General features: G+C 65.0%; 30 protein-coding genes. 17 read left to right on the top strand and 13 right to left on the bottom strand.

The window, feature by feature from the left end:
- Positions 1-154 precede the first annotated feature (154 nt).
- Complete coding sequence (locus ACODSU_RS17920) at positions 155-388, bottom strand: hypothetical protein (RefSeq protein ID WP_488843663.1); 234 nt, start codon at positions 386-388, stop codon at positions 155-157.
- Positions 389-530: 142 nt separating this feature from the next.
- Positions 531-3,197 (bottom strand): alpha-ketoglutarate dehydrogenase, encoded by a 2,667-nt coding sequence (gene mdeB, locus ACODSU_RS17915; protein ID WP_488843661.1) that lies wholly within the window; start codon positions 3,195-3,197, stop codon positions 531-533.
- 102 nt (positions 3,198-3,299) lie between these two features.
- Here mdeB and ACODSU_RS17910 point away from each other — a divergent pair, with 102 nt between their 5' ends.
- Positions 3,300-3,767 carry an Lrp/AsnC family transcriptional regulator gene (locus tag ACODSU_RS17910; protein WP_056640266.1) on the top strand — a complete coding sequence of 156 codons (468 nt, stop codon included), beginning with the start codon at positions 3,300-3,302 and terminating at the stop codon, positions 3,765-3,767.
- Between the two features lie 33 nt (positions 3,768-3,800).
- Here the strand turns inward: ACODSU_RS17910 and ACODSU_RS17905 are convergent, their stop codons facing one another.
- The 6 genes from ACODSU_RS17905 to ACODSU_RS17880 all read right to left on the bottom strand — a co-directional run bounded on the left by ACODSU_RS17905 (position 3,801) and on the right by ACODSU_RS17880 (position 7,996).
- On the bottom strand, positions 3,801-4,691 hold the full coding sequence (locus ACODSU_RS17905; protein ID WP_488843659.1) for a DUF3014 domain-containing protein: 891 nt from the start codon (positions 4,689-4,691) through the stop codon (positions 3,801-3,803).
- A 160-nt stretch (positions 4,692-4,851) separates the two neighbouring features.
- Positions 4,852-5,523: an alpha/beta hydrolase gene (locus ACODSU_RS17900; RefSeq protein WP_488843657.1), complete on the bottom strand. Its 672-nt coding sequence runs from the start codon at positions 5,521-5,523 to the stop codon at positions 4,852-4,854.
- A gap of 57 nt (positions 5,524-5,580) precedes the next feature.
- On the bottom strand, positions 5,581-6,411 hold the full coding sequence (locus ACODSU_RS17895; protein ID WP_488843655.1) for a DODA-type extradiol aromatic ring-opening family dioxygenase: 831 nt from the start codon (positions 6,409-6,411) through the stop codon (positions 5,581-5,583).
- A gap of 160 nt (positions 6,412-6,571) precedes the next feature.
- Complete coding sequence (gene arfB, locus ACODSU_RS17890; RefSeq protein WP_015014978.1) at positions 6,572-6,985, bottom strand: alternative ribosome rescue aminoacyl-tRNA hydrolase ArfB; 414 nt, start codon at positions 6,983-6,985, stop codon at positions 6,572-6,574.
- A 27-nt stretch (positions 6,986-7,012) separates the two neighbouring features.
- Positions 7,013-7,486 (bottom strand): type II 3-dehydroquinate dehydratase, encoded by a 474-nt coding sequence (aroQ, locus tag ACODSU_RS17885; protein ID WP_343734377.1) that lies wholly within the window; start codon positions 7,484-7,486, stop codon positions 7,013-7,015.
- A gap of 174 nt (positions 7,487-7,660) precedes the next feature.
- Positions 7,661-7,996, bottom strand: coding sequence for a hypothetical protein (locus ACODSU_RS17880; protein WP_056640282.1), 336 nt, complete (start codon positions 7,994-7,996; stop codon positions 7,661-7,663).
- A 171-nt stretch (positions 7,997-8,167) separates the two neighbouring features.
- Here ACODSU_RS17880 and ACODSU_RS17875 point away from each other — a divergent pair, with 171 nt between their 5' ends.
- From ACODSU_RS17875 to ACODSU_RS17840, 8 genes are all read left to right on the top strand, one after another.
- Positions 8,168-10,003, top strand: a complete 1,836-nt coding sequence (locus ACODSU_RS17875; protein WP_488843652.1) for a glutamine--tRNA ligase/YqeY domain fusion protein — start codon at positions 8,168-8,170, stop codon at positions 10,001-10,003.
- Positions 10,003-10,884, top strand: a complete 882-nt coding sequence (locus tag ACODSU_RS17870) for a GIY-YIG nuclease family protein (protein WP_488843650.1) — start codon at positions 10,003-10,005, stop codon at positions 10,882-10,884. Before ACODSU_RS17875 ends, ACODSU_RS17870 begins: the two co-directional genes overlap by 1 nt.
- A gap of 36 nt (positions 10,885-10,920) precedes the next feature.
- Positions 10,921-11,634 carry a phospholipase D family protein gene (locus tag ACODSU_RS17865; RefSeq protein WP_488843648.1) on the top strand — a complete coding sequence of 238 codons (714 nt, stop codon included), beginning with the start codon at positions 10,921-10,923 and terminating at the stop codon, positions 11,632-11,634.
- A 2-nt stretch (positions 11,635-11,636) separates the two neighbouring features.
- Positions 11,637-12,176 (top strand): DUF924 family protein, encoded by a 540-nt coding sequence (locus tag ACODSU_RS17860; protein WP_488843646.1) that lies wholly within the window; start codon positions 11,637-11,639, stop codon positions 12,174-12,176.
- A 103-nt stretch (positions 12,177-12,279) separates the two neighbouring features.
- Positions 12,280-12,594, top strand: coding sequence for a nucleotidyltransferase family protein (locus ACODSU_RS17855; protein WP_488843644.1), 315 nt, complete (start codon positions 12,280-12,282; stop codon positions 12,592-12,594).
- Between the two features lie 89 nt (positions 12,595-12,683).
- Positions 12,684-12,974 carry a nucleotidyltransferase family protein gene (locus ACODSU_RS17850; protein ID WP_060987401.1) on the top strand — a complete coding sequence of 97 codons (291 nt, stop codon included), beginning with the start codon at positions 12,684-12,686 and terminating at the stop codon, positions 12,972-12,974.
- Positions 12,971-13,324, top strand: a complete 354-nt coding sequence (locus ACODSU_RS17845) for a HepT-like ribonuclease domain-containing protein (protein WP_488843642.1) — start codon at positions 12,971-12,973, stop codon at positions 13,322-13,324. Before ACODSU_RS17850 ends, ACODSU_RS17845 begins: the two co-directional genes overlap by 4 nt.
- A 92-nt stretch (positions 13,325-13,416) precedes the next feature.
- Positions 13,417-13,716, top strand: coding sequence for a hypothetical protein (locus ACODSU_RS17840; RefSeq protein WP_488843640.1), 300 nt, complete (start codon positions 13,417-13,419; stop codon positions 13,714-13,716).
- 55 nt (positions 13,717-13,771) lie between these two features.
- Here ACODSU_RS17840 and ACODSU_RS17835 read toward each other — a convergent pair whose 3' ends face one another.
- Complete coding sequence (locus ACODSU_RS17835) at positions 13,772-14,722, bottom strand: M14 family metallopeptidase (RefSeq protein ID WP_488843638.1); 951 nt, start codon at positions 14,720-14,722, stop codon at positions 13,772-13,774.
- 225 nt (positions 14,723-14,947) lie between these two features.
- Between ACODSU_RS17835 and ACODSU_RS17830 the strand changes: the two genes are divergently transcribed.
- The 5 genes from ACODSU_RS17830 to ACODSU_RS17810 all read left to right on the top strand — a co-directional run bounded on the left by ACODSU_RS17830 (position 14,948) and on the right by ACODSU_RS17810 (position 18,848).
- Positions 14,948-16,375 (top strand): S1 family peptidase, encoded by a 1,428-nt coding sequence (locus ACODSU_RS17830; RefSeq protein WP_488843636.1) that lies wholly within the window; start codon positions 14,948-14,950, stop codon positions 16,373-16,375.
- Positions 16,372-17,370 carry an FHA domain-containing protein gene (locus ACODSU_RS17825; RefSeq protein ID WP_488843634.1) on the top strand — a complete coding sequence of 333 codons (999 nt, stop codon included), beginning with the start codon at positions 16,372-16,374 and terminating at the stop codon, positions 17,368-17,370. The genes ACODSU_RS17830 and ACODSU_RS17825 overlap by 4 nt, the downstream gene beginning before the upstream one ends.
- Before the next feature lie 60 nt (positions 17,371-17,430).
- Positions 17,431-17,760 (top strand): hypothetical protein, encoded by a 330-nt coding sequence (locus ACODSU_RS17820; protein WP_291447092.1) that lies wholly within the window; start codon positions 17,431-17,433, stop codon positions 17,758-17,760.
- A gap of 152 nt (positions 17,761-17,912) precedes the next feature.
- Positions 17,913-18,230, top strand: coding sequence for a DUF2322 family protein (locus tag ACODSU_RS17815; protein ID WP_488843632.1), 318 nt, complete (start codon positions 17,913-17,915; stop codon positions 18,228-18,230).
- A 144-nt stretch (positions 18,231-18,374) separates the two neighbouring features.
- The gene (locus ACODSU_RS17810) at positions 18,375-18,848 is read left to right on the top strand and encodes an SRPBCC family protein (RefSeq protein WP_488843630.1); all 474 of its coding nucleotides are present in this window, start codon (positions 18,375-18,377) and stop codon (positions 18,846-18,848) included.
- Between the two features lie 42 nt (positions 18,849-18,890).
- Here the strand turns inward: ACODSU_RS17810 and ACODSU_RS17805 are convergent, their stop codons facing one another.
- Complete coding sequence (locus tag ACODSU_RS17805) at positions 18,891-19,676, bottom strand: transporter substrate-binding domain-containing protein (protein ID WP_488843628.1); 786 nt, start codon at positions 19,674-19,676, stop codon at positions 18,891-18,893.
- Between the two features lie 259 nt (positions 19,677-19,935).
- Between ACODSU_RS17805 and ACODSU_RS17800 the strand changes: the two genes are divergently transcribed.
- A complete protein-coding gene (locus tag ACODSU_RS17800; protein WP_015014994.1) occupies positions 19,936-20,184 on the top strand; it encodes a hypothetical protein in 249 nt (82 codons plus the stop codon).
- 29 nt (positions 20,185-20,213) lie between these two features.
- Here the strand turns inward: ACODSU_RS17800 and ACODSU_RS17795 are convergent, their stop codons facing one another.
- Positions 20,214-21,476: a phospholipase D-like domain-containing protein gene (locus ACODSU_RS17795; protein ID WP_488843666.1), complete on the bottom strand. Its 1,263-nt coding sequence runs from the start codon at positions 21,474-21,476 to the stop codon at positions 20,214-20,216.
- Positions 21,477-21,667: 191 nt separating this feature from the next.
- On the opposite strand from ACODSU_RS17795, the gene ACODSU_RS17790 reads away from it, so the two are divergent.
- Together ACODSU_RS17790 and ACODSU_RS17785 are read left to right on the top strand one after the other, a co-directional pair.
- Complete coding sequence (locus ACODSU_RS17790; RefSeq protein ID WP_291447105.1) at positions 21,668-22,594, top strand: M23 family metallopeptidase; 927 nt, start codon at positions 21,668-21,670, stop codon at positions 22,592-22,594.
- 88 nt (positions 22,595-22,682) lie between these two features.
- Positions 22,683-23,219, top strand: a complete 537-nt coding sequence (locus tag ACODSU_RS17785) for a pseudouridine synthase (protein WP_488843626.1) — start codon at positions 22,683-22,685, stop codon at positions 23,217-23,219.
- 19 nt (positions 23,220-23,238) lie between these two features.
- Here the strand turns inward: ACODSU_RS17785 and ACODSU_RS17780 are convergent, their stop codons facing one another.
- On the bottom strand, positions 23,239-23,949 hold the full coding sequence (locus tag ACODSU_RS17780) for a glutathione S-transferase family protein (protein ID WP_488843624.1): 711 nt from the start codon (positions 23,947-23,949) through the stop codon (positions 23,239-23,241).
- On the bottom strand, positions 23,949-24,557 hold the full coding sequence (gene gstA, locus ACODSU_RS17775; protein ID WP_488843622.1) for a glutathione transferase GstA: 609 nt from the start codon (positions 24,555-24,557) through the stop codon (positions 23,949-23,951). Before gstA ends, ACODSU_RS17780 begins: the two co-directional genes overlap by 1 nt.
- Positions 24,558-24,628: the final 71 nt, after the last annotated feature.

Raw genomic sequence — 24,628 nt, 5'->3', positions numbered from 1 at the left:
GTGCTGGGTGCGGCCATGGGAAATCAAAGTGTCACTAGCATTCGCTAGAAGAGCCAATTTTCAGCCTCCAGCGCTTGCTAGTATTGCGCAATAAGCTATCAAACAAATAGCATTGATTCACACTGCGGCACCTTGGCCGCAGCCGTGGCCAATTTCAGGCTGCCAGCACCTGCTCCACCGCCAGCTTGGCTTCTTCAAGGCTGCCAAAAAAACGCGTGGGCTGCGGCGTAGCCCTGGGCAGGTGGGTGGGCGCGGGCCACAGACGGTCGTCCGTCCAGGCAACCGTCCACCCGCCAATGTCCTTGCGTTTGACAGAGCACACGGCCTGGCCGTTGACCATGGCGTTCCAGGTGGTCGGGGGACTGTGGTCCCAGGTGATGTCGGCCATGGCGCCCTCCAATCAGTATGTAACCCATTGTAGGAAGGGGATGCCGCTGCGCAACAGGGACATCACCTGGCAGCAGCGCCAGCGCCACACCGTGGGCCTGCAAGGTGGCGCCGGCGCGGCGCGCGGGTGTCCCGTGCGGCCGTCAGCCCGCAGACAGTGTGCGTCGCGCTGCGTGCGCCACGGCCTGCGCATCCACGCCAAAGAACTGGCGCAGCGCCGCGCGGGTGTCGCTGCGGCCAAAACCATCGGTGCCGAGGGTGACGAACCGCCGCCCCTCCGGCACCAAGGCGCGCACGGTTTCCGGCACGGCGCGCACGTAGTCGGTGGCGGCGATCACTGGTCCACGGGTCGTGGCCAATTGCTGAGTCAGCCATGCGGGTGCAGGCTGGGCATCGCCCGCCAGCCAGCGCTGCTCGCAGGCCACACCGTCGCGGGCCAGTTCGCTCCAGCTGGTAACGCTGAGCACAGTCACATCCACGCCCTCGCTGGCAAGTTGTTCTGCGGCCTTGACCACCTCGGTCAGGATGGCGCCAGAGCCCATCAGGGTGACGCTTTGGGACGAAATCGCGCTGTCGCGCTGGTGCATATTGCCTGAATAGCTCCTGAAAACATAGCAACCACGCAGCACACCTTCTGCCGCACCGGCGGGCAGGTCGGGCTGGGCGTAGTTCTCGTTCATCAGCGTGACGTAGTAGAAGACGTCGCGCTGCTCGGTCACCATCTCGCGCATGCCGGCGTCGATGATGACGGCCATTTCGCCCGCATAGGCCGGGTCGTAGGCCTTGCAGTTGGGGATGGTGGCCGCTACCAGGTGGCTGGTGCCGTCCTGGTGCTGCAGGCCCTCGCCGCCCAGCGTGGTGCGGCCCGAGGTAGCGCCCAGCAAAAAGCCGCGCGCACGCTGGTCCGCAGCCGCCCAGATGGCGTCGCCCACGCGCTGGAAGCCGAACATGGAGTAGTAGATGTAGAAAGGCAGCATGGCCAGGCCATGCACGCTGTAGCTGGTGGCGGCCGCCGTCCAGCTGGCGATGGCACCCGCCTCGCTGATGCCTTCTTCCAGAATCTGGCCATCCAGCGCCTCGCGGTAGCTCAGTACGGAGCCGATGTCCTCGGGCGCGTAGCGCTGGCCCACGCTGCTGTAGATGCCCACCTGTTTGAACAGGTTGGCCATGCCGAAGGTGCGCGCCTCGTCGGCCACGATGGGGACGATCCGCGGGCCTAAAGTGGCGTCTTTGAGCAAACTGCCCAGCATGCGCACAAAGGCCATGGTGGTGCTCATTTCCTTGCCATCGGCCTGCAGCGCGAACTGTGCGTAGCTTTCGATGGCGGGCACGGGCAGCGCGTCGCAGGTGGTGTCGCGGCGGGGCAGGTAGCCGCCCAGGGCCTGGCGGTGGCTGCGCAGGTAACGCATCTCGGCGCCGTCTTCGGCGGGCTTGTAGAAAGCGAGGCTCGTCGCCTGCTCATCACTCAAAGGCAGGTTGAAGCGGTTGCGGAATTCGATGAGGTCGGTCTCGTCCAGCTTCTTCTGGCTGTGCGTGGTCATCTTGCCCTGGCCAGCAGTGCCCATGCCATAGCCCTTCTTGGTGTGCGCCAGGATCACGGTGGGCTGGCCCTTGTGCGCAGCGGCGGCGGCGTACGCGGCGTGGATCTTGACGAGGTCGTGCCCGCCGCGCTTCAGGCGGTCGATCTGTTCGTCCGTCATACCCTGGGCCAGGGCCGCGAGTTCTGGGTTCTGGCCGAAGAAGTTGTCGCGGTTGAAGCGGCCGTCCTTGGCGGCAAAGGTCTGCATTTGCCCGTCCACCGTGCCTTCGAGCGTGCGCACCAGGGCGCCGGTCAGGTCGCGGGCAAACAGGCCGTCCCAGTCGCTGCCCCAGACCAGCTTGACCACGTTCCAGCCCGCGCCCGCAAACAGGCGCTCCAGCTCGTCGATGATGCGGCCGTTGCCGCGCACAGGGCCGTCCAGGCGCTGCAGGTTGCAGTTGACCACCCAGACGAGGTTGTCGAGGCCCTCGCGTGCGGCCAGGGTCAGGGCGCTCATGCTCTCGGGCTCGTCCATCTCTCCATCGCCAAACACGCCCCACACCTTACGACCCTCGCAGCTAAGCAGGTTGCGGTGCGTGAGGTAGCGCATGAAGCGCGCGTGGTAGATGCTGCTGATGGGGCCGATGCCCATGGAGCCGGTGGGGAACTGCCAGAAGTCCGGCATGAGCCACGGATGTGGGTAGCTCGACAAGCCCTGCGCGCCTGCACCCGGCGCCGTCAGCTCCTGGCGGTAGTGCTGCAGGTCCAACTCGGACAAACGCCCTTCCAGAAAAGCCCGCGCATACACGCCCGGCGCACTGTGCGGCTGGAAGAACACCAGGTCCCCACGGTGTTGCCCCTCGCCCAGTCCCTCGCGGGCGCGGAAGAAGTGGTTGAAGCCACTCTCAAACAGATCCGCCGCGCTGGCGTAGCTGGCGATGTGGCCGCCCAGCTCGCCATACGCCTGGTTGGCCCGCACCACCATGGCCAGCGCGTTCCAGCGCACGATGGAGGCCACGCGCTCCTCGATGGCCAGGTCGCCGGGGAACACGGGCTGGTCCTGCACCGCCACGGTGTTCACGTACGGCGTGTTCAGGTCGGGCTGCCAGCCAATGCGCTGCGCGCGTGCCACCCGCACCAGCTCTTGCAGCATGTGCCGCGCGCGCTCGGGGCCTTCGGTGGCGACCAGCGCCAGGAAGGCATCGCGCCACTCGGCGGTTTCTTCGGGGTCGGCGTCCAGCGGGGCGCCGGGGGCTTGTTGCAGCAGGGCGTGGGATGTGAGGGCGTTCATGGCAGCCACTGTAGCGAGGCTGGCTCCAAATGAGTTGCCGTTTTGCCTTTTGCGCCATGCCGCCATAGCACTTTATGCCGCCAAAGCCATAAACTGCAGCACATGAAACTGGACACCCTCGATTTGCGCATCCTGGCCGAGCTGCAGGCCGATGGATCTTTGTCCAACGTGGAGCTGGCGCGGCGCGTGCACCTGTCGCCCTCGCCCTGCCTGGCGCGGGTAAAGGCACTGGAGGCGGCAGGCGTCATCAGCCGCTATGTGGCGCTGGCCAATGCGGCGGCGCTGGGGCTGGGCCTGAATGTGTTCATCAGCATCAGCCTCAAGACGCAAAGCAAGGAAGCCCTGGCCGACTTTGAACGCCGCATTGCCGAGCACGACGAGGTGATGGAGTGCTACCTGATGAGCGGCGACAGCGACTACCTGATTCGCGTGGCGCTGGCTGACATTGGGGCGCTGGAGCGGTTCATCTTGGAGCAGCTGTCGCCCATTCCAGGCGTGGAGAAGATCCGGTCCAGCTTTGCTCTCAAGCAGGTGCGCTACAAGACCGCCCTGCCCTTACCCAGCGCCTGAGCACGCTCCTTGCGGCGATCATCGCGGCGACCCCTATTTACGCGCCACGTCGCTCGTCGCCACCCGCTTGCGCAGCTCGCGGATCAGCGCCTTGGCACGCACCTCGTTGGCAGGGCCCATGCGCAGCAGGATCTTCTGGCCGCTGGGCAGCGCCTCCAGCGCGGGGTCCACAAACTCGTAGCGCACCCAGGGGCGCAGGTTGGGCACGTCGGTATTCACGGGCGTGAGCTTGACCTGCAGCGGGCCTGCGGGCTCGGGCGCCTGCAGCAGTTGGTCCAGCACTGCCACCAGGCGGTCGTTGAAGTAGCGCCGGGGGTAGCCCAGCTCTTCATACGCTTGCTGAAACAGCGGGTACAGCCGCGCGTACAGCGCCACGGCGGGCTCCATCGGTACCGCTTCGGCAAACGCCAAGAAGGCGCTGTAGCGTGCGGCATTGGCCGCCGCGATGGTGGTGGGCGCGTCGCCAGTGCCATCCACCACAAACCGCTGCGCCGTGGGCTGCACCGGCCACATGCGCGATGGCGCGTGGGCACGGCCCAGGTTGTCCACCGTGGCCACCACGCGGCAAACAAACCCATCGGTCTGCAGAAACGTCGGCAGCTTGTCGCGGCCCAGCAGCTCGGCCAACAGCTCTGTCACCCGGGCGTCGGACTCAGCCAGCGCAGGCAAGGCTGCGTCGGGCGGTGCCAGCGAATCCACCGGGTTCTGCGGCCCCGACGCCTCGGGGGCGGGCGGGGGCGCCGCCGGTGCGGCTGGAGCGGCGGCCACAGGGGGTGGAGCTGCCGCTGGCTCTACCGGCCGCAGCCAGAACCACCAGGCAGCGCCAGCCGCTACTACGCATGCGAAGGTGACCAGCACGATCCATAGGGCGGGAGAAGTGCGCTCTGGCGCCGGGCGGAATTCTGCGGTGTCTTGATCGGGCATGGGCTCTCCTTCAACACAGGAACAACCCCTGTCCGAGCCTCCATGGCGCCAGGCGTTCCCTCTCAGCCCCACATGGGGCGTGCACGATTGGACAACCGCACACCCAGGCCTCGGTAACGCGATGTAGCCCGCCCCGGGCCGGCCCGCGAATAGGCCCTGCTTAAAACGCCGTTGGCGTGGTCGAGAGCGACTCCAGCCAGGCCACCGTGGCCGCCAGCTCGGACGGCCGGATCTCATGCGCGCTGGGGAACTCGTGGTAGCTCACCGCCACCGGCAGGGGCGCCATGTGGTGCGCAATGGCCTGGGCGTTGGCCAGCGGGATCACGTTGTCGTGGGTACCGTGGCTCAGCCACAGTTGCTTGCCGCGCAGCGCATCGGCAGGTGCGGTGAGCGGCACCACCTGCGGCAGCAGGCGGCTGTGCCACACCAGGCCTGCATGCATCAACGCGGGCCGGGTGAGCAACAGCGACAGCGCCATGATGCCCCCCTGGCTGAAGCCGCCCACCACCACCCGCTCGGGCGGAATGCCCAGTTGCTCTGCGGCAGACTCGACCGCCTGGGCCACCAGGGTGCGGCTTTGCGCCTCCTGCTCTTCGTTGATGGTTCGCTCGCCGCTGGGCTCGATGGAGAAATCAAACCACGCGTGTGAGCCCGGCCCCATGCGAAACGGCGCACGCAGGCTCAGCACATGAAACCGGTCCGGGATCTGCGGGGCCAGGCTGAACAGGTCCTGCTCATTGCTGCCCACGCCATGCATCAGCACCAGCAGCCAGGGCCGGGGTGTCGTGGCGGCAGCGGGGCGCTGCAAAAAGGTGAGCGGCAAAGTAAGCATAGTTGTGCGCCTCGAATGGTTTAGGGCCAAAAACGGGTGGAAACGAGGAGTTCCGTGTCAATGCACCGGCTCCAGCGCAAATGCATCCATCGACAGCATGCTGTACATCACCTCGCGGCTCAAGTAGTTTGCGTGCAGGTCGTCGCCCGCTGCGCCCAGGGCAAAGAAGATGGGCAAAAAGTGGTCTTCGGTGGGGTGCGCGCGGTGGGCATGGGGGGCCTGGCTGCGGTAGTTGAGCAGCGCGGCCATGTCACCACGGGCCAGAGCGTCCTCGATCCAGCGGCTGAACTCCAGCACATAGGGCGCGGGCGCTCGCTCGCCGCCAAAAAACTCGGCCAGGTTGTGCGTCATGCTGCCCGACCCCACCACCAGCACGCCCTGGCTGCGCAGGCTGCGCAATGCAGCGCCCAATGCATACACCTCGGCTGGGCCAGCGCCCACGGGCAGGGCCACCTGCACCACGGGTACGTCGGCCTGCGGGAACAGATGCATCAGCGGCACCCAGGCGCCATGGTCAAAGGGGCGTGCGGCATCGCCCTGGGCCGCAACGCCAGCGGCCTGCAGCAGGCCCAGCACCTCCTGCGCCAGCGCGGGTGAACCGGGGGCCGGGTATTGCAGTTGGTACAGCGCCGGGGGGAACCCGCCAAAGTCGTGCCAGGTGGCGGGCTGCGGCCCGGTCATCACCTGCGCCGACCGCGCCATCCAGTGCGGCGACATGACCACCACCCCTCGCAAGCCGGGGTACTGCGACTTCAGGCTCTGGCCCCATTGCGTCAGCGCCGGGCCGGTCGTGCCCGCATCCAGCGCAAACAAGGGCGCGCCGTGCGACACAAACAGGGCGGGAATTGCAGCAGAAACTGGAACGGGGGCTTGGACAGAGGCAGACATGACAACTCCAACAAGGGATGCCATGAATGTAGGACTGATAGCCTGCGATACCAAGCCCTGCAGGGCAGACAGATTGTTCTACGGATGATGCCAATCAAACATTGACAGGCCGATGGCGCACGGTGGGCAACACCTGCACATACCTCCTGACGCACAAGCCTCAGGACCCGTCGCGCACCCGGCCGCGCAGCGCCTTGGTCTCGCCCCGCTGCGTCTTGCTTTGCAGGCGCCGCTGTTGCGAGCCATAGGTGGGTTTGGTGGCCCGGCGCACGCGGGGCGGCACGGCCACGCTGTTGACCAGCGCGTTCAGGCGCTCCAGGGCGTCGGCGCGGTTCAACTCCTGGCTGCGGTATTGCTGGGCCTTGATGACCACCACACCGTCTTGGGTGATGCGGGTGTCGCGCAGTGCCAGCAGGCGCTCCTTCACGCCCTCGGGCAGCGACGATGCCGCCACGTCAAACCGCAGGTGGACCGCGCTCGATACCTTGTTGACGTTTTGCCCGCCCGCGCCCTGGGCGCGCATGGCGGTGATTTCGACCTCGTCCTCAGAAACCTGCAGGGGCAGCGGGGCCATGGTCGTGAAATCCCCCGCGCCCAGCCATCAGGCCGCTGGCTGCTGGGCCAGCAACTGCGCCAGCCCGTCAATCGCCAGGCCATAGCCCAGCACGCCAAATCCACACATCACCGCCTTGGCGGCGGCCGCCATGTACGAATGGTGGCGGTAGGCCTCGCGCGCATGCACATTGCTGATGTGCAGCTCGATCAGGGTGATGCCTGTGCCCTTGATGGCGTCGTGCAGGGCAATGCTGGTGTGGGTGTAGGCCCCGGCGTTGATGACCACGCCCGCCAGCTCGCCCGCTGCGTGCAGGCGTCCCGCCTCATGAATCCAGTCCACCAAGGCGCCTTCGTGGTTGCTTTGGTGAAAACGCAGCGCAAACCCGTGGCGGGTGCAGGCGTCAGTGCAGAGCTTTTCCACATCAGCCAGGGTGGCGGCGCCGTACACGGCGGGCTCGCGCGTGCCCAGCAGGTTCAGATTGGGGCCATTGAGGACAAAAACGGTTTTATTGGCAGTCACAGACAGGGTCTCCGGGGCGATGCGCCTGCCACGCTGGCAGGCCAGAGTGCGGGATTATGAAGCGCCAAGAAAAAAGCGGCCCCGAAGGACCGCTGTAAAAGGCAGCCTGTGCAACGCTGCCTGTGAGCGACTCGCGCCCAAGAGGTTGGTGACAGACCAGCCGCTGGGGGCTGATCAACGGTCCCAGTGGCGACCGTGGCCGTGCCCGTGGTGGCGATGGCCGTAGCCATAACCGCCGTAAACCACCGCTGGGGGTGGTGTGTAGTACACCGGGGGAGCGCTGTAGTACACGGGGCGTGGAGGGGGAGCGTAATACACCGGTGGGGGCGGTGCCACGTACACCGGAGCGGGGGCGTAGTAGCCATTGCTGGCGCCCACCACCACGCCGGGCACGCCAATGCCCACGGACCAATTGACATCGCGGGCCTGGGCGGAGCCAGCACCAGCCAACAGGGCCAGTGCCACACCCGCCACAGCGGCCGCAGTAGAAACAGAACGGGTTTTCGTCATGGAAATCTCCTAGTGAATGAGGGCGGCCCACCAAAAGGACACACCTCACCGGTACACAACGCACCAAGTGCCTAAAAGGATGGCACAAAACCGTCTTTACGTTGTGTCTGAACGTACACGCGCTTGTTTTAATGCGTAAACCGTCACGAAACCGCCGCCTAAAATGGCTGGATGAGCACCCCCTCCCCCGCCAATACCGCCGCCACTGCCACTTCTGCGGCCGCTGAAACCGTCAAGCCCAGCAACTTTTTGCGCCAGATCATCGAACACGACCTGGACAAAGGCACCTACGCCACCCGCCGCTGGGCCGGCACCCCCGGCGACGCCGCCCACCACGCCCAGGGCGAGCCCGACCCCGCCAAGATCCGCACCCGCTTCCCGCCCGAGCCCAACGGCTACTTGCACGTGGGCCACGCCAAGAGCATCTGCATCAACTTTGGCCTAGCGCGCGACTACGGCGGCGTGTGCCACCTGCGCTTTGACGACACCAACCCCGAAAAAGAAGACACCGAATACGTCAACAGCATCATCGACGCCGTGAAATGGCTCGGTTTTGACTGGACACAGATCGGTCAGGCCCCCGGCAGCGCTGCCCCCTACCAGGCCAGCGACTACTTCGACTTCATGTACCGGGCAGCCGAATACCTGATCGAAGCCGGCCACGCCTACGTGGACGAGCAGACCGCAGAACAAATGCGCGTGAACCGGGGCGACTTCAGCAAGCCCGGCGTGGACAGCCCCTTCCGCAGCCGCACCCCGGCAGAAAACCTGCGCATCTTCCGCGAGATGAAGGACGGCCAACACGAAGACGGATCGATGGTGCTGCGCGCCAAGATCGACATGGCGAGCCCCAACATCAACATGCGCGACCCGGCCATCTACCGCATCCGCCGTGCCACGCACCACAACACGGGCGACACCTGGTGCATCTACCCCATGTACACCTACGCGCACCCCATCGAGGACGCGCTGGAGCAGATCACCCACAGCCTGTGCACGCTGGAGTTTGAAGACCAGCGCCCCTTCTACGACTGGCTGCTGGAGCGCTTGACGGAAGGCGGCCTGCTGACCAGCCCGCCCCCCCGCCAGTACGAATTTGCGCGCCTGAACCTCACCTACGTCATTACCAGCAAGCGCAAGCTTGCCCAGCTGGTGTACGACCATAAAGTGAACGGCTGGGACGACCCCCGCATGCCCACAATCGTGGGCCTACGCCGCCGTGGCTACACCCCCGCCGCCATCCAGACCTTTGCCGAGCGCATCGGTGTGACCAAGTCCGACAGCTGGATCGACTACAGCACCCTGGAAGGCTGCCTGCGTGAAGACCTGGAACTGAAAGCCCACCGCGGCATGGCCGTGCTCAACCCTGTCAAGCTGGTGCTGACCAACTGGGACGACGTGATGGGCGCAGGCCACCTGGAGCCCTGCAGCCTGCCCGCCCTGCCCCACCCGCCCGAAGGCGTGGAAAGCCCCGTGCGCCACTTCACCATCGGCAAGGAAGTCTGGATCGAGCGCGAAGACTTTGAAGAAGTGCCCCCCAAGGGCTACAAGCGCCTCTTCCCTGGCAATAAAGTGCGCCTGAAGGGTGGCTACGTCATCGAATGCACCGGCTGCACCAAAGACGCTGACGGCAACATCACCAAAGTGCTGGCCACCGTGGTGCCCGACACCAAGAGCGGCACCCCCGGCGCCGACAGCGTCAAGGTCAAGGCCGCCATCACCTGGGTGGGCGTGGCCGACGGCGTGAACGCCGAAGTGCGCATGTACGACCGCCTGTTCCTGGACGCCCACCCCGACGCGGGTGGCAAGGACTTCATCGAAAGCCTGAACCCGAACAGCCTGAAGGTGGTGACGGCCATCGTGGAGCCGTCACTGGCCAATGCCCAACCGGACGACAAGTTCCAGTTTGAGCGGCATGGGTACTTTGTGGCGGACCGTATTGACCACAAAGCGGAGAAGCCGGTGTTTAACTTGGCGGTGGGGTTGAAGGATTCTTGGGGCAAGTGATGTCGCGCCCTCAAACCATCCAGATTTTCCTGCCTACGGGAGACCCGCGTGGCATGCGTGTGGCAGAGATCACTACCCGCATTGTTCGGGTAGTCGAGGTACCGCGCAGCCAATTGGCAGACTTTCTTAAGCTGCCAGAATCGCAACAGGTCGGCGTCTATTTTTTGATGGGCGATCTATCAGACGCTGGCCTGCCTCGCGCATACGTTGGTCAATCTGGCAATGTTGGTAACCGGCTGGTACAACACAACCAGAACAAAGATTTCTGGAACCGCGCACTTGTAGTTATCTCCCTTACAAACAGTCTTACCCAGACACATGCCATGTTTCTGGAATGGTTCGCCATCGCTGAGGCAACCAAAGCTGGACGCTACAGTTTGGAGAATGGCAATACGGGCTCGCAGCCCTACACCCCTGCGCCGCTTCAAACCGATTGCTACGAGATTCACGAGACAGCAGCTACTCTGCTGGCCACACTCGGCCAGCCGGTGTTTGAACCGCTGACTCAAACAACCACAACGAGCAACGGCAAACCGCAACCCGTCGAGCTGTTCTACTGCAAGGGCCCTGATGCCAATGGTGTAGGTGAATACACGTCTGAAGGCTTTGTTGTGCTCAAGGGCTCGACGGCTCGCGTTGGTAACGTGGCATCCATTCAGGGCTCCTCGCAAGAACGCTTCCGAGAGCAACTAGTGACCGACGGTGTCTTACAGCAGCAAGGCACGCAATATGTATTCACCCGAGACTATTTATTCACTAGTCCCAGCATGGCAGCAATTGCTGTGCTCGGGCGCTCAGCCAATGGTTGGATGGAGTGGAAAACAGACAAAGGACAAACGTTGGATGGTGCTAAGCGGCAAGTCGTGAATGCAACAAGCTGACAACACGAAATAGCAAGTTCATCAGGCAAAACGTATATGGCTAAGTTTCTATCCACCACCGGTACCAACTACCACCTTGAAGAACTGATCAAATGCGCATCTGACCGCTTGATACTGATCAGCCCTTTCCTCAAGCTCAACGACCGGATGAAGGAACTGCTGGCCGATAAAAACCGTCTGAAAATCGACGTCCGGATCGTCTACGGCAAAAGCGAGTTGCAGCCGCAAGAGATTGAATGGCTGCGCAGCCTGACCTACATTCGCACCAGCTTCTGCAAGAACTTGCATGCCAAGTGCTACATGAACGAAGAGATGTGCATCATCACCAGCCTGAATCTGTACGAATTCAGCCAGGTGAATAACAACGAGATGGGCATCCTGATTCAGCGCAGCGACGACGGGCAGCTCTACAAAGACGCTTATGAAGAGGCACAGCGCATCATTCGCATCAGCGATGAAGTGCGCATTTCGTTGGAACGAGTTACCAGTGATAGCGATGCGAGTGGCAAAGACGACGATAAAGGTGCGACCGATACGCCCACAGACAAGCTAACGTCCTCCAAGATTGGGCAAAGGCTGGGCTTAAAAACGGCACAGTTCTTGGACCGCGCAACAGAGCTGGGTTATCTGGCAGCGGATGACGACAAACACACCATCACGCCTAAGGGCGAAAAAGCAGGCGTGGAGTTCGTTGCCAAATCGCGCTTTGGCCCGTATTTCTTATGGCCGCAAGACTTCCGTCTGGTCTGAACATGCCGCCGCAGTCCGTCCTCCACTTCTGGTTCTCTGAACTCACTCCCCAGCAGCACTTCGTCAAAGACGCCGCCCTGGACAAATCCATTGGCACCCGCTTCGGCCCCACGCTGGATGCCGCAGCCCGCTGTGAACTGTTCCCCTGGCGCGCCACTCCAGAAGGCCGGTTGGCAGAAATCCTGGTGCTGGACCAGTTCTCGCGCAATGTGTACCGCGACACCGCCCGCGCCTTTGCGCAAGACGCATTGGCCCTCGCCCTGGCGCAAGAGCTGGTGGCCAGCGGGCAGGACCGCAGCCTGCCCACGGCGCAGCGCGTGTTTGCCTACATGCCGTTCATGCACAGCGAATCTGCCGTGATTCATGAGCAAGCCCTCAAGCTGTTTGCGCAGCCGGGCATGGAAAACAACCTGGACTTTGAGCGCCGGCACAAGGCCATCATCGACCGCTTTGGGCGCTACCCGCATCGCAACGCGGTGCTGGGCCGCACCTCCACGGTCGAAGAACTGGCGTTTTTGAGCGAGCCGGGGTCGTCGTTTTAGGCATCGCACCATTTCGCTATATTCTTCATAGCACTTCCCGCTTATCAAACAAGCGCTACAGGCCAATATGTTGGTTGACAAGGCGCTCAATTAAACTGCGCCAATGCATCCAGCCATCGCCCAACACCGCACCGGCATTGCCGCCTTCTGCCAGCGCTACGGCATTCGGCGGCTGGAGGTGTTTGGCTCGGCGGCACGGGCCAGTGACTTTGACCCCGCCCACAGCGACGCCGACTTTCTGGCGGAGTTTGCTCCGGGCGTTGAGCCAGGGCTCCACTCCATTTTTGGCGCCAAGGCCGATCTGGAAGCCCTGCTGGGCCGGGGCGTGGATTTGGTGGAGCCGGGCGCGGTGCGCAACCCCTATGTGCTGGCCAGTATCAACCAGCAACGCGCGATCATCTTTTCCGCAGAAGATTAGCTATCTTTTTAGTAGCTGCTAGCGTAATCCCTGTAGGCACCAGATGCCAATTTGGCTCGTAAACACGCAGCGCCGCTAAACTTCAAACCATGCGCCCCTCCGAAGCCCTTTCCCTCCACCGCTCGCAAATCCGCGAGATCGCACTGCGCCACCGCGTGAGCAGCGTGCGGGTTTTTGGCTCGGCGCTGCATGGGGACGACACAGCCGACAGCGATCTGGATCTGTTGGTAGAGCCCACCGCGCAAACCACGCTGATGGACATTGGCGCGATCCGGTTTGAACTGAAGCAGTTGCTGGGGATGGAGGTGGATGTGCTCACCCCCAACAGCCTGCCCGCCAGCTTTCGCGACCAGGTGCTGCGCGAGGCGATGGCCGTATGAGCCGGGCGCACCCGCTCCGGGTGGCGGATTACTTGCAGCACATCCTGGAGGCTATCGGCAACATTCAGGACTACACGGCTGGCATGGATTTGGCAGCATTCCTGGCAGACCGCAAGACCTGCGATGCCGTGATTCGCAACCTGGAGGTGATTGGCGAGGCCTGCAACAACGTGGTCAAGAACCACCCTGACTTTGCGCAGAAACATGCCCATGTGCCGTGGGGCTTTGCTTATGAAATGCGCAACGCTCTGGCCCACGGCTACTTCACTGTGGATCTGGGCATCGTCTGGCAAACCGTGCAGAACGACCTGCGTGCACTGCGGGTGCAAGTAGCAGCACTATTGGCCTAGGTTGCTTCAATTTCGATAGCTTCTTGCGCTTATCCATCATGCGCGAGAGGCCAATTTCATTCAAGAAACTGCAGCATAGCAAGAGCCCCTCGATGACGCCCCCGTTCACCCCCACCTTCGCCCAAGTGCCACCCGGCCCGGTGGCTGGCCCGTTGCAGTTGCTCCCCATCAACGCCGCCGCAGTGTCCGTCCACACCGCCGACGGTGCGCATGTGGGCTCGCTCAAGCTGGTTGGCGGAATTTGGAAGTTCAAGGCCATGGGCTACGACGCAGCAGGCCGCATGGAGCCGGGTCATGGGCCGCTGACGGAGCAGCACAACATGGCGTTCGCGGCGCTCGATGAAGCCGAGGTGAGTGCCCGGCTGCTGGGCGCGTTGGGAAGCGCTGGGTAACGAGCGCCAAGAAAGCACCAAAAATACTAAGCCGTGCCGCTGGCGGCCATAACCCTCAGTGTTGGGCGTCGGCCAGCACAAACTCCACCGCCGCACACACCGCCGCCGCCTGCGCCTCAATGCACTGCTCGGGCGTGGCGCGGGGGCTGTCGGGGTAGACCTCCGTTGTGGTGGTGTAGCGCGCGCCGCTGATGCCCGCGCAGAGGCCCCACTGCTTCATCGGGTAGTGGATGACACCCGGCGCCACCACGGGCGTGCCGATGATTTCGTTCTTCTCGTCTGCGGGCGCAATGTGGGTCACGCGGCTGACGGCGTCGATGATGGCTTGCTGGAAGGCGGGCTGGGGGTTGTCGGCGTCGTCCACCAAGTAGAAGCCATCGGGGATGCTGCCGGGCTCGAACACTTTGCCGTCGCGTGCGGCCACGGCGGGGCGGTATTCGGATTCATCGGTGTTGGTGGTTTCGTGCAGGTCGATGTGGGCGGCAAACGGGCCGTATTGGGCCTGGTGCTGTGCCACCAGGCGCATGAGGGCTGCGGACTCCTGCGCGGGTGAGCCTTCCTTGAACGAGCGATTGGGGTCGATGGCGTCGAAGTTCCAGCGCTGAACCCGCTCGTACGCCCAGGGACTCACACACGGCACCACCAGCAGGTTGGCACGGCTGGCAAAGCGCTCGGCCTGCGTGTCAACAAACCGCAGCGCGCCGTGCACGCCGCTCGTCTCGTAGCCGTGCACCCCGCCGGTGACCAGCACGCTGGGCAGGCCGGGTTGCCACTGGCGGCTGCGCAGGGCCCGCAGGGGAAAGCGCTCTGCGGGGTGCTGGGCGTCGGCATAAATCACGTCGCCATACATCTCCACATCCAACCGGCCCCGCAGCGCCTCGATGGCCGTGAGCACGTCGTCGGCGTAGCTGCGCTGGCGCACCTGGCGTGCGCGCCACTGGTCGCGTTCTGCTGCGCCCCAGGCTTGGCCGGGTGTGCCGATGGGATAGGTGGGGGTGGGTTGCATGGGTGCGTGGGGTGGAGTGGCAGGTGAATGGTGGGCCCGGCGGCAAAACGGGGCCGACGGAAAGGACAACGCCAATAAGAGCGGCTAACAAAACTCAGCGAAGCGGTTCTGGCTAGGCGCTGTGTCGCAGGCAGTACGAGCAGTACGACAAGACACAGCAACGACGCAAGAAGAGTTTTGTTAGCCGCTCTAAGGCTTGTCGCAGGGCGTTCATAGAATACCGCGATGCCCTTCCCTTCGATTCGGCCCTTGCGGCTGGCGACCTCGTCGCTGCTTTTGCTGCTGTGTGCGCTGGCGCACGCACAGCCCGCCCCCCCACCCGCAGCTGCCAGCGCCCCGGCCACTCGCCCGGCGGGCAGTGCCCCTGCGGATGGCACGGCCCCCACACCGGGGGGCGCTACAGCCGCCGTGCCCACAGCCGCCGATGCGGCCCTGCTGTCGCGCGATGCGCGGCGCATTTACGAGCTGTCGCGCGACAAGCTGGTGCAGATCCGCACGCTGCTGCGTAATGCCAACACGCAGGCGTCGATTGGCTCGGGCTTTTTTGTGTCGGCCGATGGGCTGATCGTCACCAACTTTCACGTGGCCAGCCAGCTGGCGCTGGAGCCCGAGCGCTACCGGGGCGTGTACGTGACGATGGAGGGGCAGGAGGGCGAGGTGGAGCTGCTGGCGTTTGACGTGCAGCGCGACCTGGCCGTGCTGCGCGCCAAGGGGCGCACGGCAGCAGCGCCGGTGCTGAGCTTTCGCCCCACCACCGACCCACTGGCGCAGGGAGAGCGCATTTACTCGCTGGGCAACCCGCTGGACATTGGCTTTGCAGTGACCGAGGGCACCTACAACGGCCTGGTCAAGCGCAGCTTTTACCCCCGCATCTTTTTTGGCGGCGCACTCAACCCCGGCATGAGCGGTGGCCCCGCCGTGGACGACGCGGGCCGGGTGCTGGGCGTCAACGTGGCCAAGCGGCTCGACGGCGAGCAGGTCAGCTTTTTGATCCCGGCGGAGTTTGCGCAGGCGCTGGTGCAGCGCGCAGCCAATGCCCAGCCCATCACGCAGGCCGCACATGCCGAGATGACGCGGCAGCTGATGGAGCACCAGCAACTGCTGACAGACCGCTTTTTGAAAGCGCCTTTTCGCGAGCAGCGCCACGGCAACTACCGCCTGCCGGTGCCCGACGACGCGCTGGCGCGGTGCTGGGGATCGGGGCGCGACCCGGCCTTTCCGGGGCTGAACCTGGAGCGCACGCAATGCCAGGCCGACAGCGACGTGGTGGCGGGCGACTTCAGCACCGGCGCGGTGCGACTGTCTTACGAGGCCTACAACGCGCCCACGTTGGGCGCCGCCCGGTTTGCCCGCATGTATTCGCAAAGTTTTGCCAACGAGCGCCTGCCCACACGCGGAAACCGCCACCAGACGGCGGCCGAGTGCACCGAGCGGTTTGTGGACCCCGGCAGCGTGTCGCTGCGCGCGGTGGTGTGCCTGTCGGCCTACCGCAAGCTGACCGGCCTGTACAACATGACGGTGCTGGCCATCTCGGTGAACCAGCCCACACAGGGCGTGCTGGGCCGCCTGGATGTGCAGGGCATTGCGTTTGACAACGGCATGAAGCTGGCCAGCCACTACCTCAAGGCCTTTCGCTGGGAGGCCGCACCATGAGCGCGATGCCAACCACCACCCTGGGGCTGATCGAAGCGTTTGACCGCCACGGCGCGCTGCTGGCGCGTGCGCCCATCACCCGCTGGCCCGTGACGGTGGGCCGCGCGCTGGACTGCGACCTGGTGCTGGACGACCCCTTTGTGGCGCCCCGGCACCTGCGCATTGACCGCGCGGTGGACGAGCCCCGCACCGTGCAGGTGGAGGTGCTGGAGACCCGCAACGGCGCACGCCTGCAGCGCAAGCAGCATGCCCAGGGCGAGCGCTTTGACTGGCCAGATGGCACGCCCATCGACCTGGGCCACACCCACCTCAGCCTGCGCCTGGCCGATGCGCCCATTGCCGAGGAGCAGGCGCTGCCGCAGTTTCCGTGGCGTACTGTGGGCACCACGGCAGTGCTGGCGGTGCTGGTACTGCTGGCCGGGCTGGGAGAGTCGTGGCTGGAGGCCCGCGACGCCGCGCAATACCTGAAGGCGCTGCCCCTGTTGCTGCTGACCACGCTGGCAGTAGTGACCTTGTGGTCGGGCGCATGGGCTGTGGCCAACAAGCTGTTTGGCAGCCAGCTGCGGTTCTGGCGCCACGTGCGCATCGCGTGCGCCGCCGTGCTGGTGGCCGACGCGGTGCAGCTGCTGAGCTACCTGACGGCCTTCGCGTTCTCGCTGGAGTCGCTGTCGCGGTTTGCCCCGGTGCTGATGGTGCTGGTGCTGGCGGGCGCGCTGTACGCCCACCTGGCCACCGTGCTGCCCCGCCGCCGCGTGGGCCTGGCCTGGGCCATGGCGGCCGTGGTGCTGCTGGGCGTGCCCTCGTGGCTGGGTGCGCAGTGGCTCAACCGCATGCGGCTGGGCAGCGAGCTTTACATGAGCAGCCTGTTCCCGCCCGCCCTGCGCGTGGCCCCTGCAGTGCCGGTGGACCAGTTCCTGCAGGACGCAGACGTGCTGCGCGGCAAGCTGGACCGGCGCCTGCGGGACGACGGGCTGGCGGACGAGGACGACGAGTAGCCCGCCAGACGGACTGCGTAAAGCTGCCCAAACCCACACCGCCCCACCCCGCCAACTCCCATGCGCCGCCGCAAGCCCCACCACAACGTCTATGTGGTCGAACTCTCCAAAGACGTGCTGCTGGAGCCGCGCTTTCGCAAGTGCAACCCCGGCTACATCGACGGCAAGCCCTGCGTGTACGTGGGCATGACGGGGCTGGACCCGGATGTGCGGTTTGACAAACACAAGGCGGGCATCCAGGCCAACCGGTTTGTGACGCAGTACGGCCTGCGGCTGCTGCCGGACTTGTACGAGGGCTTCAACCCCATGACCTACGAGGAGGCGGTGGACAGGGAGATCGAGATCGGCATCGACCTGCGCTCGGCGGGGTTTGGGGTGTGGCAGGCGTGAGCGCCTGGTCAACGGTAGCGCCTGTTCAAAGTCTGGGCCCCGGCCCGCATCCTTTAAGATTCCGCCCCGCTTTATCAGCCACTCACTTTTTTATAGCTGCTCGCGCATGATCTTCTAGCGCTTGCGGCCCATTTCACTTGAATTTGACTGCCATGAACTTCGCAGACCGCCTGAAGCAACTCCCCTCCGCCAGCCACCTCGCCGCCCTGCAACTGCTGGGCGCGGACGGCCAAACACTGGCCACCATCGAGAACAAGCCCGGCCAGACCGGGTCGCTGGTGGTGTATGCCGCGCTGGCGGCGCTGTATGGCGGGCAGATCACGCCTGCCGCTGCCAGCCTGGGGCTGGAGTGGTATGCGGAGCATGTAGCGGATGCGCGCGCCTTTCCGGGCAAGCACCCCAACATCGACCGGCTGCTGGCCTGGGCGCAGGGCAGCGAGAGCTTTGGGGTGCGCACCGTGACAGCCTGAGACAAAAAGTTGCCGTGGCAGTGGCAGGTTGTCGAAAACGCGCAGGCCCGTTCGTCGTAGGGGTGTGAACAGGTTGAATGAGCGATATCGTTCGGCGGTTCACGCTTTCATCCCCCCTGATGTCCACCCTCAAGGAGACCCCGCATGACCACCCCCAACCACTCCACAGCCACCACCGGCACCGTCACTCTGCACCGCGTGCTGCGCGCCCCCGCCGAGCGCATCTACCGCGCGTTTCTGGATGCCGACGCCCTATGCAAATGGCTGCCGCCCCATGGCTTCACGGGCCGGGTGCTGAGTCTGGATGCGCGCGTGGGTGGCAGCTACCGCATGCAATTCACCAACCTGAGCAGCGGCGGCACGCACGCATTTGGCGGCGAGTATGTGGAGCTGGTGCCGGGCGAGCGCATCGTGCACACCGACCGGTTTGACGACCCCAACCTGCCGGGCGAGATGCGCACCACCATCCAGCTCAAAAAGGTGATGACGGGCACCGAGGTGTCCATCGTGCAGGCGGGCATCCCGGCGGTGATCCCGACCGAGATGTGCTACCTGGGTTGGCAGGAGTCGCTGCAGCTACTGGCGCTGCTGGTGGAGCCGGAGATTCCGGGCGAGTGACACACACGCGCAGCACTCCCGGCTCAGGTCACTGCAGCTGAATTACTTCAGCCACTTGTCTGCCGCTTGTTTGATGGTGCCCCGGCTGTCCACCAGTCCCCACACAAAGCCCATCACGCGCACATAGTCGGCGTCGTCGGTGGGCAGCATGAAGCCCAGGTAGTTCTTGGGCGTGAGCGGTGCGTCCACAAACGCGGCGTGCAGGCGCGGGTCGGCCTTGGCGTAGTGCAGGGCTTCATACGTTTCGGTGATCATCACGTCGCCCTTGCCCTCGGCGATGAGCGCGGGGATCTCGGCGTTCTTGTCGTGCGTGCTGACCTGGGCGGCCTTGAGGTTGGCGAGCACATAGGTCTCATTGGTGCCGCCGGGGTTCTTGATGACACGCACGGTGGGCTGGTTCATCGCGTCCACGCTGGTGTACTTGGCCTTGTCGGCCGCGCGCACCAGGGCGACTTTGCCAAAGGGTGCGTAGCCGGGCAGCATGTCAAAAATGCGCATGCGGTTGACGTTGCGGGTGATGCCGCCCACGGCCACGTCGAACTTTTCGCCCTGCAGGTCCTTCACCAGGTTGGGCCAGGTGGTGGGCACGTACTCGATCTTCACCCCCAGCTCCTTGGCCATGGTTTCAATCACATCGATGTCGTGGCCGCTGTAGCCCGCGTCGGTCTTGATGGCAAACGGGCGGTAGTCGCCGGGCGTGCCCACGCGGATGACCTTGGTCTCCATGATCTTGTCCAGCCGGGGGCCGGCATGCGCGGCCTGGGAGACGAGAGACATGGCGGCAAATAGGGCGGCCGCAGCCACGGCGAGTGATTTCTTGGGGATCATGGGAAAGGGCTCCAGAAGACAAAGGGGTGCAGAAGGGATGAATCGGCCCGCCCGGCCAATGCTGCACGCACCAGCCCAGGCGGGGCCACCAAAGAATACGCCAGCACCAAGCATTCAACGTGCCATGTGCGTGTCACTGTGCGTGCCCCATGATGGCACCGCGCAGGCATTGCCCCCTGCTGGGTTACCCTGCATGCCCTGAAGGCGCTGCCAACGGCTGGCGCCAACCACCCACCACCCCTACCCAACAAGGAACCTCATGAAAAAACTCAACGTCACCATCCAGCTCGAAATGACCGTGCCCGACGACTGGCAACTGGTCGAAACCTCGGAAGGCACGCCCGTCATCCAGATGGCCGACAACAAGTTTCTGGACCTGGCCATCGAGCCCCTGTTTGCCAACGACCCCGAAGACATGTGGAGCAGCAGCGAAAACGAAGACGAGCTCAACGAAGTGCTGGAGATGGTGGAGAGTGAAGAAGTGGCGTACGAGTTTGTGACGCACTGACCCGTGAAACACCGGGCGTTGCAGTCACCTCACAACTGCGAGCGCAGCAGCCCGGTCATCTTTTCGTGCAGCTTTTCACTCCACGGCCGCTCCAGCCAGGCCTCGTAGGTCACGCGGCGTGACCGTCGGATGTCGTCTTCAAACACCTGTGTCTGGCGCTGTGCAAAGGCGGCGTCGTACACGTTCAGGTTGGCCTCGTCGTTCAGGCGGAACGAGCGGTTGTCAAAATTGGTGGAGCCCACCGACACCAGCAACTGGTCCACGATCATGACCTTGCAGTGGTACATGGTGGGCCCGTATTCATAAATCTCGGCCCCGGCCTGCAGCAGCTCGCCCCAGGTGGCGCGGGATGCGGCCTTCACCGTTTCGGTATCGGTGTGCTCGCCGGGGGTGACGAGGCGCACGCGCACGCCGCGTGCCAGCGCATCCATCAGCAGCTTGCGGGTCAGGTCGTCGGGCACAAAGTAGGCCACCGACAGGTCGATGCTGCGCTCGGCCGCCGTGATGGCCAGATGGTACATGAGCTGCATGCTCTCGCTGCCGCTCGATGGCGAGCTGGAGAACATCTGCGCCTTTTGCCCACCCGCCGAAGCAATGGCTGGGAAGTACGCCTCGCCATGCAGCACCTTGCCAGTGACCTTGAGCCAGTTGTCCAGAAACGTGGCCTGCATTTGCGCCACGGCGGGGCCGCGCACCAGGTAGTGGGAGTCGCGCCAGTGGTCGGGGTCTTGCGCGTTGCCCGTCCACTCGGGCGCAATGCCCACGCCGCCGGTAAAGCCCACCTGCCCATCCACCACCAGCAGTTTGCGGTGGGTGCGGTTGTTCAGGCGGGCCAGGTTGTACCAGTGCGGTTTGTGGAACTTTTCAATCTGCACCCCGGCCTCCTTCATCTCGGCCAAGTAACTTTCTTCCATCTTGGCGCTGCCCACCCAGTCCAGCAGCACATGCACGGGCACACCGGCGCGGGCGCGCTCGCTCAGGGCGTCGGCAAACTGCTTGCCGATGTCGCCCGACCAGTAGATGTAGGTTTCGAAGGTGACGCTTTTCTGAGCGGATTTGATCGCAGCCAGCATGGGCGGAAAGATCTGGTCGCCGTTGATCAGCTCCGTCACCGCATTGCCGCCCACAATGCCTGGGCCGAGCAGGCTGCCCAGGGCACGCTCGAACTGCGGGTGGGCGGTGCTGTACAGGCGCGGCAGCTGCTGCTGCACCTTTTTCTCGCCCGCCGTGAAGTTGAGTGCCAACAGGACAAGGGCCCCCGTGGCCAGGGCCGTGAGCAAGACAGTGAGCATGGTGGAGCGGCGGCGGCGAGGGGCGGCGGGTGGCATGGCGCGATGGTAGGTGGCACCATGCACGCGCGATGTAGGCGGACGCCGCCAACACCGGGGGCACAATCGCCCTTGTCGGCCGCGACAGCGGTGCGCTCCGTCCATCGCCCCCCCTCGTGCTGCCTCTTTGTCTTTTGCTCTCGCCCTTCTCTGCCGTGCCTGAATCTGCCCGCCCTGCTCCCCTCCGTCCCACCCTCCCCATCACCCGCCGCAGCGCCTTGATCGGCACGGCGGGCCTGCTCGTGCAGCCTGCCCTGGTTGCGCCTCTGCATGCCAAGCCCTTGCCACCCGCACCCGCGGTGTGGCCCCAGGCGCTGCAGGTGCCCGGGGGTGTGGCACGGCTGTCGCTGGGCCCGGCGGCCACGCGGCCGGTGGCGCAGGTGCGCCAGGGCGAGGTGGATGTGCCGCTGCGCGTGGTGGGCGATGCCATCGAGTGGACGGCCATCGTGGGCATACCGCTGGCTGCGGCGCCGGGCGATGCCTTCATCAGCGTGCTGCCCGAAGGCGGCGGCAGCCCGCGCCTGGTGCACTACAGCGTGGCCCCCAAGCAGTACAAGGAGCAGCACCTCAAGGTATCGCCCCGTACGGTGGACCTGTCGCCCGAGGACCAGGCCCGCTACGAGCGCGAGCGCGACCACCAGGCCCAGGTGATGGCCACCTTCACCGAGCAACCCGCCGGTGTGGCGCTGGCATCGCTGCGCATGCGGGTGCCCGTGCCGGGGCGACGGTCCAGCTCGTTCGGGCTGCGGCGCGTGTTCAACGGCCAGCCGCGCAACCCGCACAGCGGCATGGACATTGCGGCCGCCACCGGCACGCCCATCGTGGCGCCGTTGCCGGGCCGGGTGATTGACGTGGGCGACTACTTCTTCAACGGCGGCACGGTGTGGCTGGACCACGGCCAGGGCCTGCTGACGATGTACTGCCATCTGAGCAGCATGGACGTGCGCGTGGGCGATGTGCTGCAGGCCGGCGACGCGTTCTGCAAGGTGGGCGCCACCGGCCGCGTGACCGGCCCGCACCTGCACTGGGGCGTGATGCTGAACCGCACCATGGTGGACCCGGCGCTGTTCGTGCCGGCCTGATGGTGCAGGGCTTCATTACTATGCATTTGATAGCACCCAGCGCATATTGCACTAGCGCATCCGGCCCTTTTTGCTTGAAACCAACCCCATGACCCCGCGCCTGATCCGCTTCAACAAACCCTACGGCGTGCTGAGCCAGTTCACGCCCGAGGGCAAGTGGCAGGGTCTGAAGGACTACATCGACCTGCCAGGCGTGTACGTGGCCGGGCGGCTGGACGCCGACAGCGAAGGGCTGCTGCTGCTGACCAACGACGGCAAGCAGCAGGCCCGCATTGCCGACCCGCGCTTCAAGATGGAGAAGACCTACTGGGTGCAGGTGGAGGGCATCCCCAATGAGGCTGCGCTGGCCGCGCTGCGCAACGGCGTGGTGCTGAACGACGGCCCCACCCTGCCCGCCCGCGCACGGCTGCTGGAGCCCGCACCTGCGGTGTGGGACCGCACCCCACCCATCCGCGAGCGCAAAGCCATCCCCACTGCGTGGATCGAACTCATCATCCGCGAAGGCCGCAACCGCCAAGTGCGCCGCATGACGGCCGCCGTGGGCCACCCCACGCTGCGGCTGATCCGCGCTGCCATCGGACCGTACACGCTGGACGGGCTGGCACCGGGCACCTGGGCGGATTGAACCAGCAGGCGTGCGGGGTCTACGCGGCCACCGCCTGCATGCGCAGCGAAAGGGCAGAGCCACGGGCGCGTAAAAATGCGCGCAAGCCCTCGGCATAGTCCGCACCCACGGCCTGCTGCACCGAAGGGCGCGCCGCCAGCGCTGCGCGCCACTGCTGCACCTGCGGCAAGCCCTGCCAGAGCGCCAAGTCATCCATGCCTGGCAAGGTGTCGATGACGTCGAAGTACCGGAACACCGGGCCAAACACCACATCCACCATGCCAAAGTGCGGCCCCGCAAAGTACGGCCCGGGCACACTGCGCTGGCCCAGCGCCTCGTCGATCTGCGCAAAGCGGCTGCGCAGGTCTTGCGCGCGGGCCTGCAGCGTGACCTCGTCCGGCGCGGCGTAGAAGGCGCCGATGGTGTTCAGCACCGCAGAGCCAAACTCCATCCACGCCCGGTGGCGGGCGCGCTGCAGCGGGTCTTGCGGGTGCAGCACGGGCATGGCCACCTCGTCCAGGTATTCGCAGATCACGGCCGACTCGAACAGGCTCTGGCCGCGCACCTGCAAGACCGGAGTCTTGCCCAGCGGCGAGATCGCCAAAAACCAGTCGGGCTTGCGGGCCAGGTCGATGGTGCGGCGGTCGAACGCCAGGCCCTTTTCGTGCAGCACGATGGCCACGCGCTGCACATAGGGGCACAGCGCGTGCGAGACCAGAGTGAGCGCAGCGGGCGCTGTGGTCTGGGCCATCACGACAGCAACCCCTCGGCCCGCAGCGCAGCCTGCACCTGCGGGCGGGCCGCCACCCGTGCCATCCAGGCCTGCAGGTGCGGGTAGGCATTGAGCGGGATGCCCAGCAGGTGCGACCAGTTGACGATGGTGAAGCCATAGGCATCGGCCACGCTGTAGCGGCCCGCCAGAAAGTCGCTGCGCGACAGCACGGCGTCCATCTCGGCAAAACGCACAGCCAGCTTGGCCTTGACGGCCTGGCGCGTGGAGTCGGCCGTCTCCTTGTGCCACAGCCAGGGGCTGAAGCCCTTGTGCAGCTCGGTGCTGACGAAGGTAAGCCACTCCAGCACGGCCAGGCGCTCGCTGGAGCCGGGCTGTCCGATGAATGCGCGCGACGGGTCCAGGTCGGCCACGTACTGCAGCAGCGCCGCCGCTTCGGTGTGGCGCGACTGGTCGGCCAGCTCCAGCAGGGGCACATAGCCGCGCGGGGAAAGGTCGAGGTAGCTGGCACCGGTCTGTGTGGTGTGGTGCACCAGATCCACCTTGACCAGATCGAACGGAACGCCGACCTCGCGCAGGGCCATGTGAACGGCGAGCGAGCAGGCACCGGGGGCGTAGTAGAGCTTCATGGGAACGGGGCTTTCTGTAAAAACGGTTGGAATATGTCGCGCCTCGGCACCCACGGATACCCGTCGGTACA

The organism is Acidovorax sp. FG48 (genome assembly GCF_057809085.1).
The sequence above is the reverse complement of the archived record's forward strand: the minus strand, read 5'-3'. Positions and strand labels throughout refer to the sequence as shown.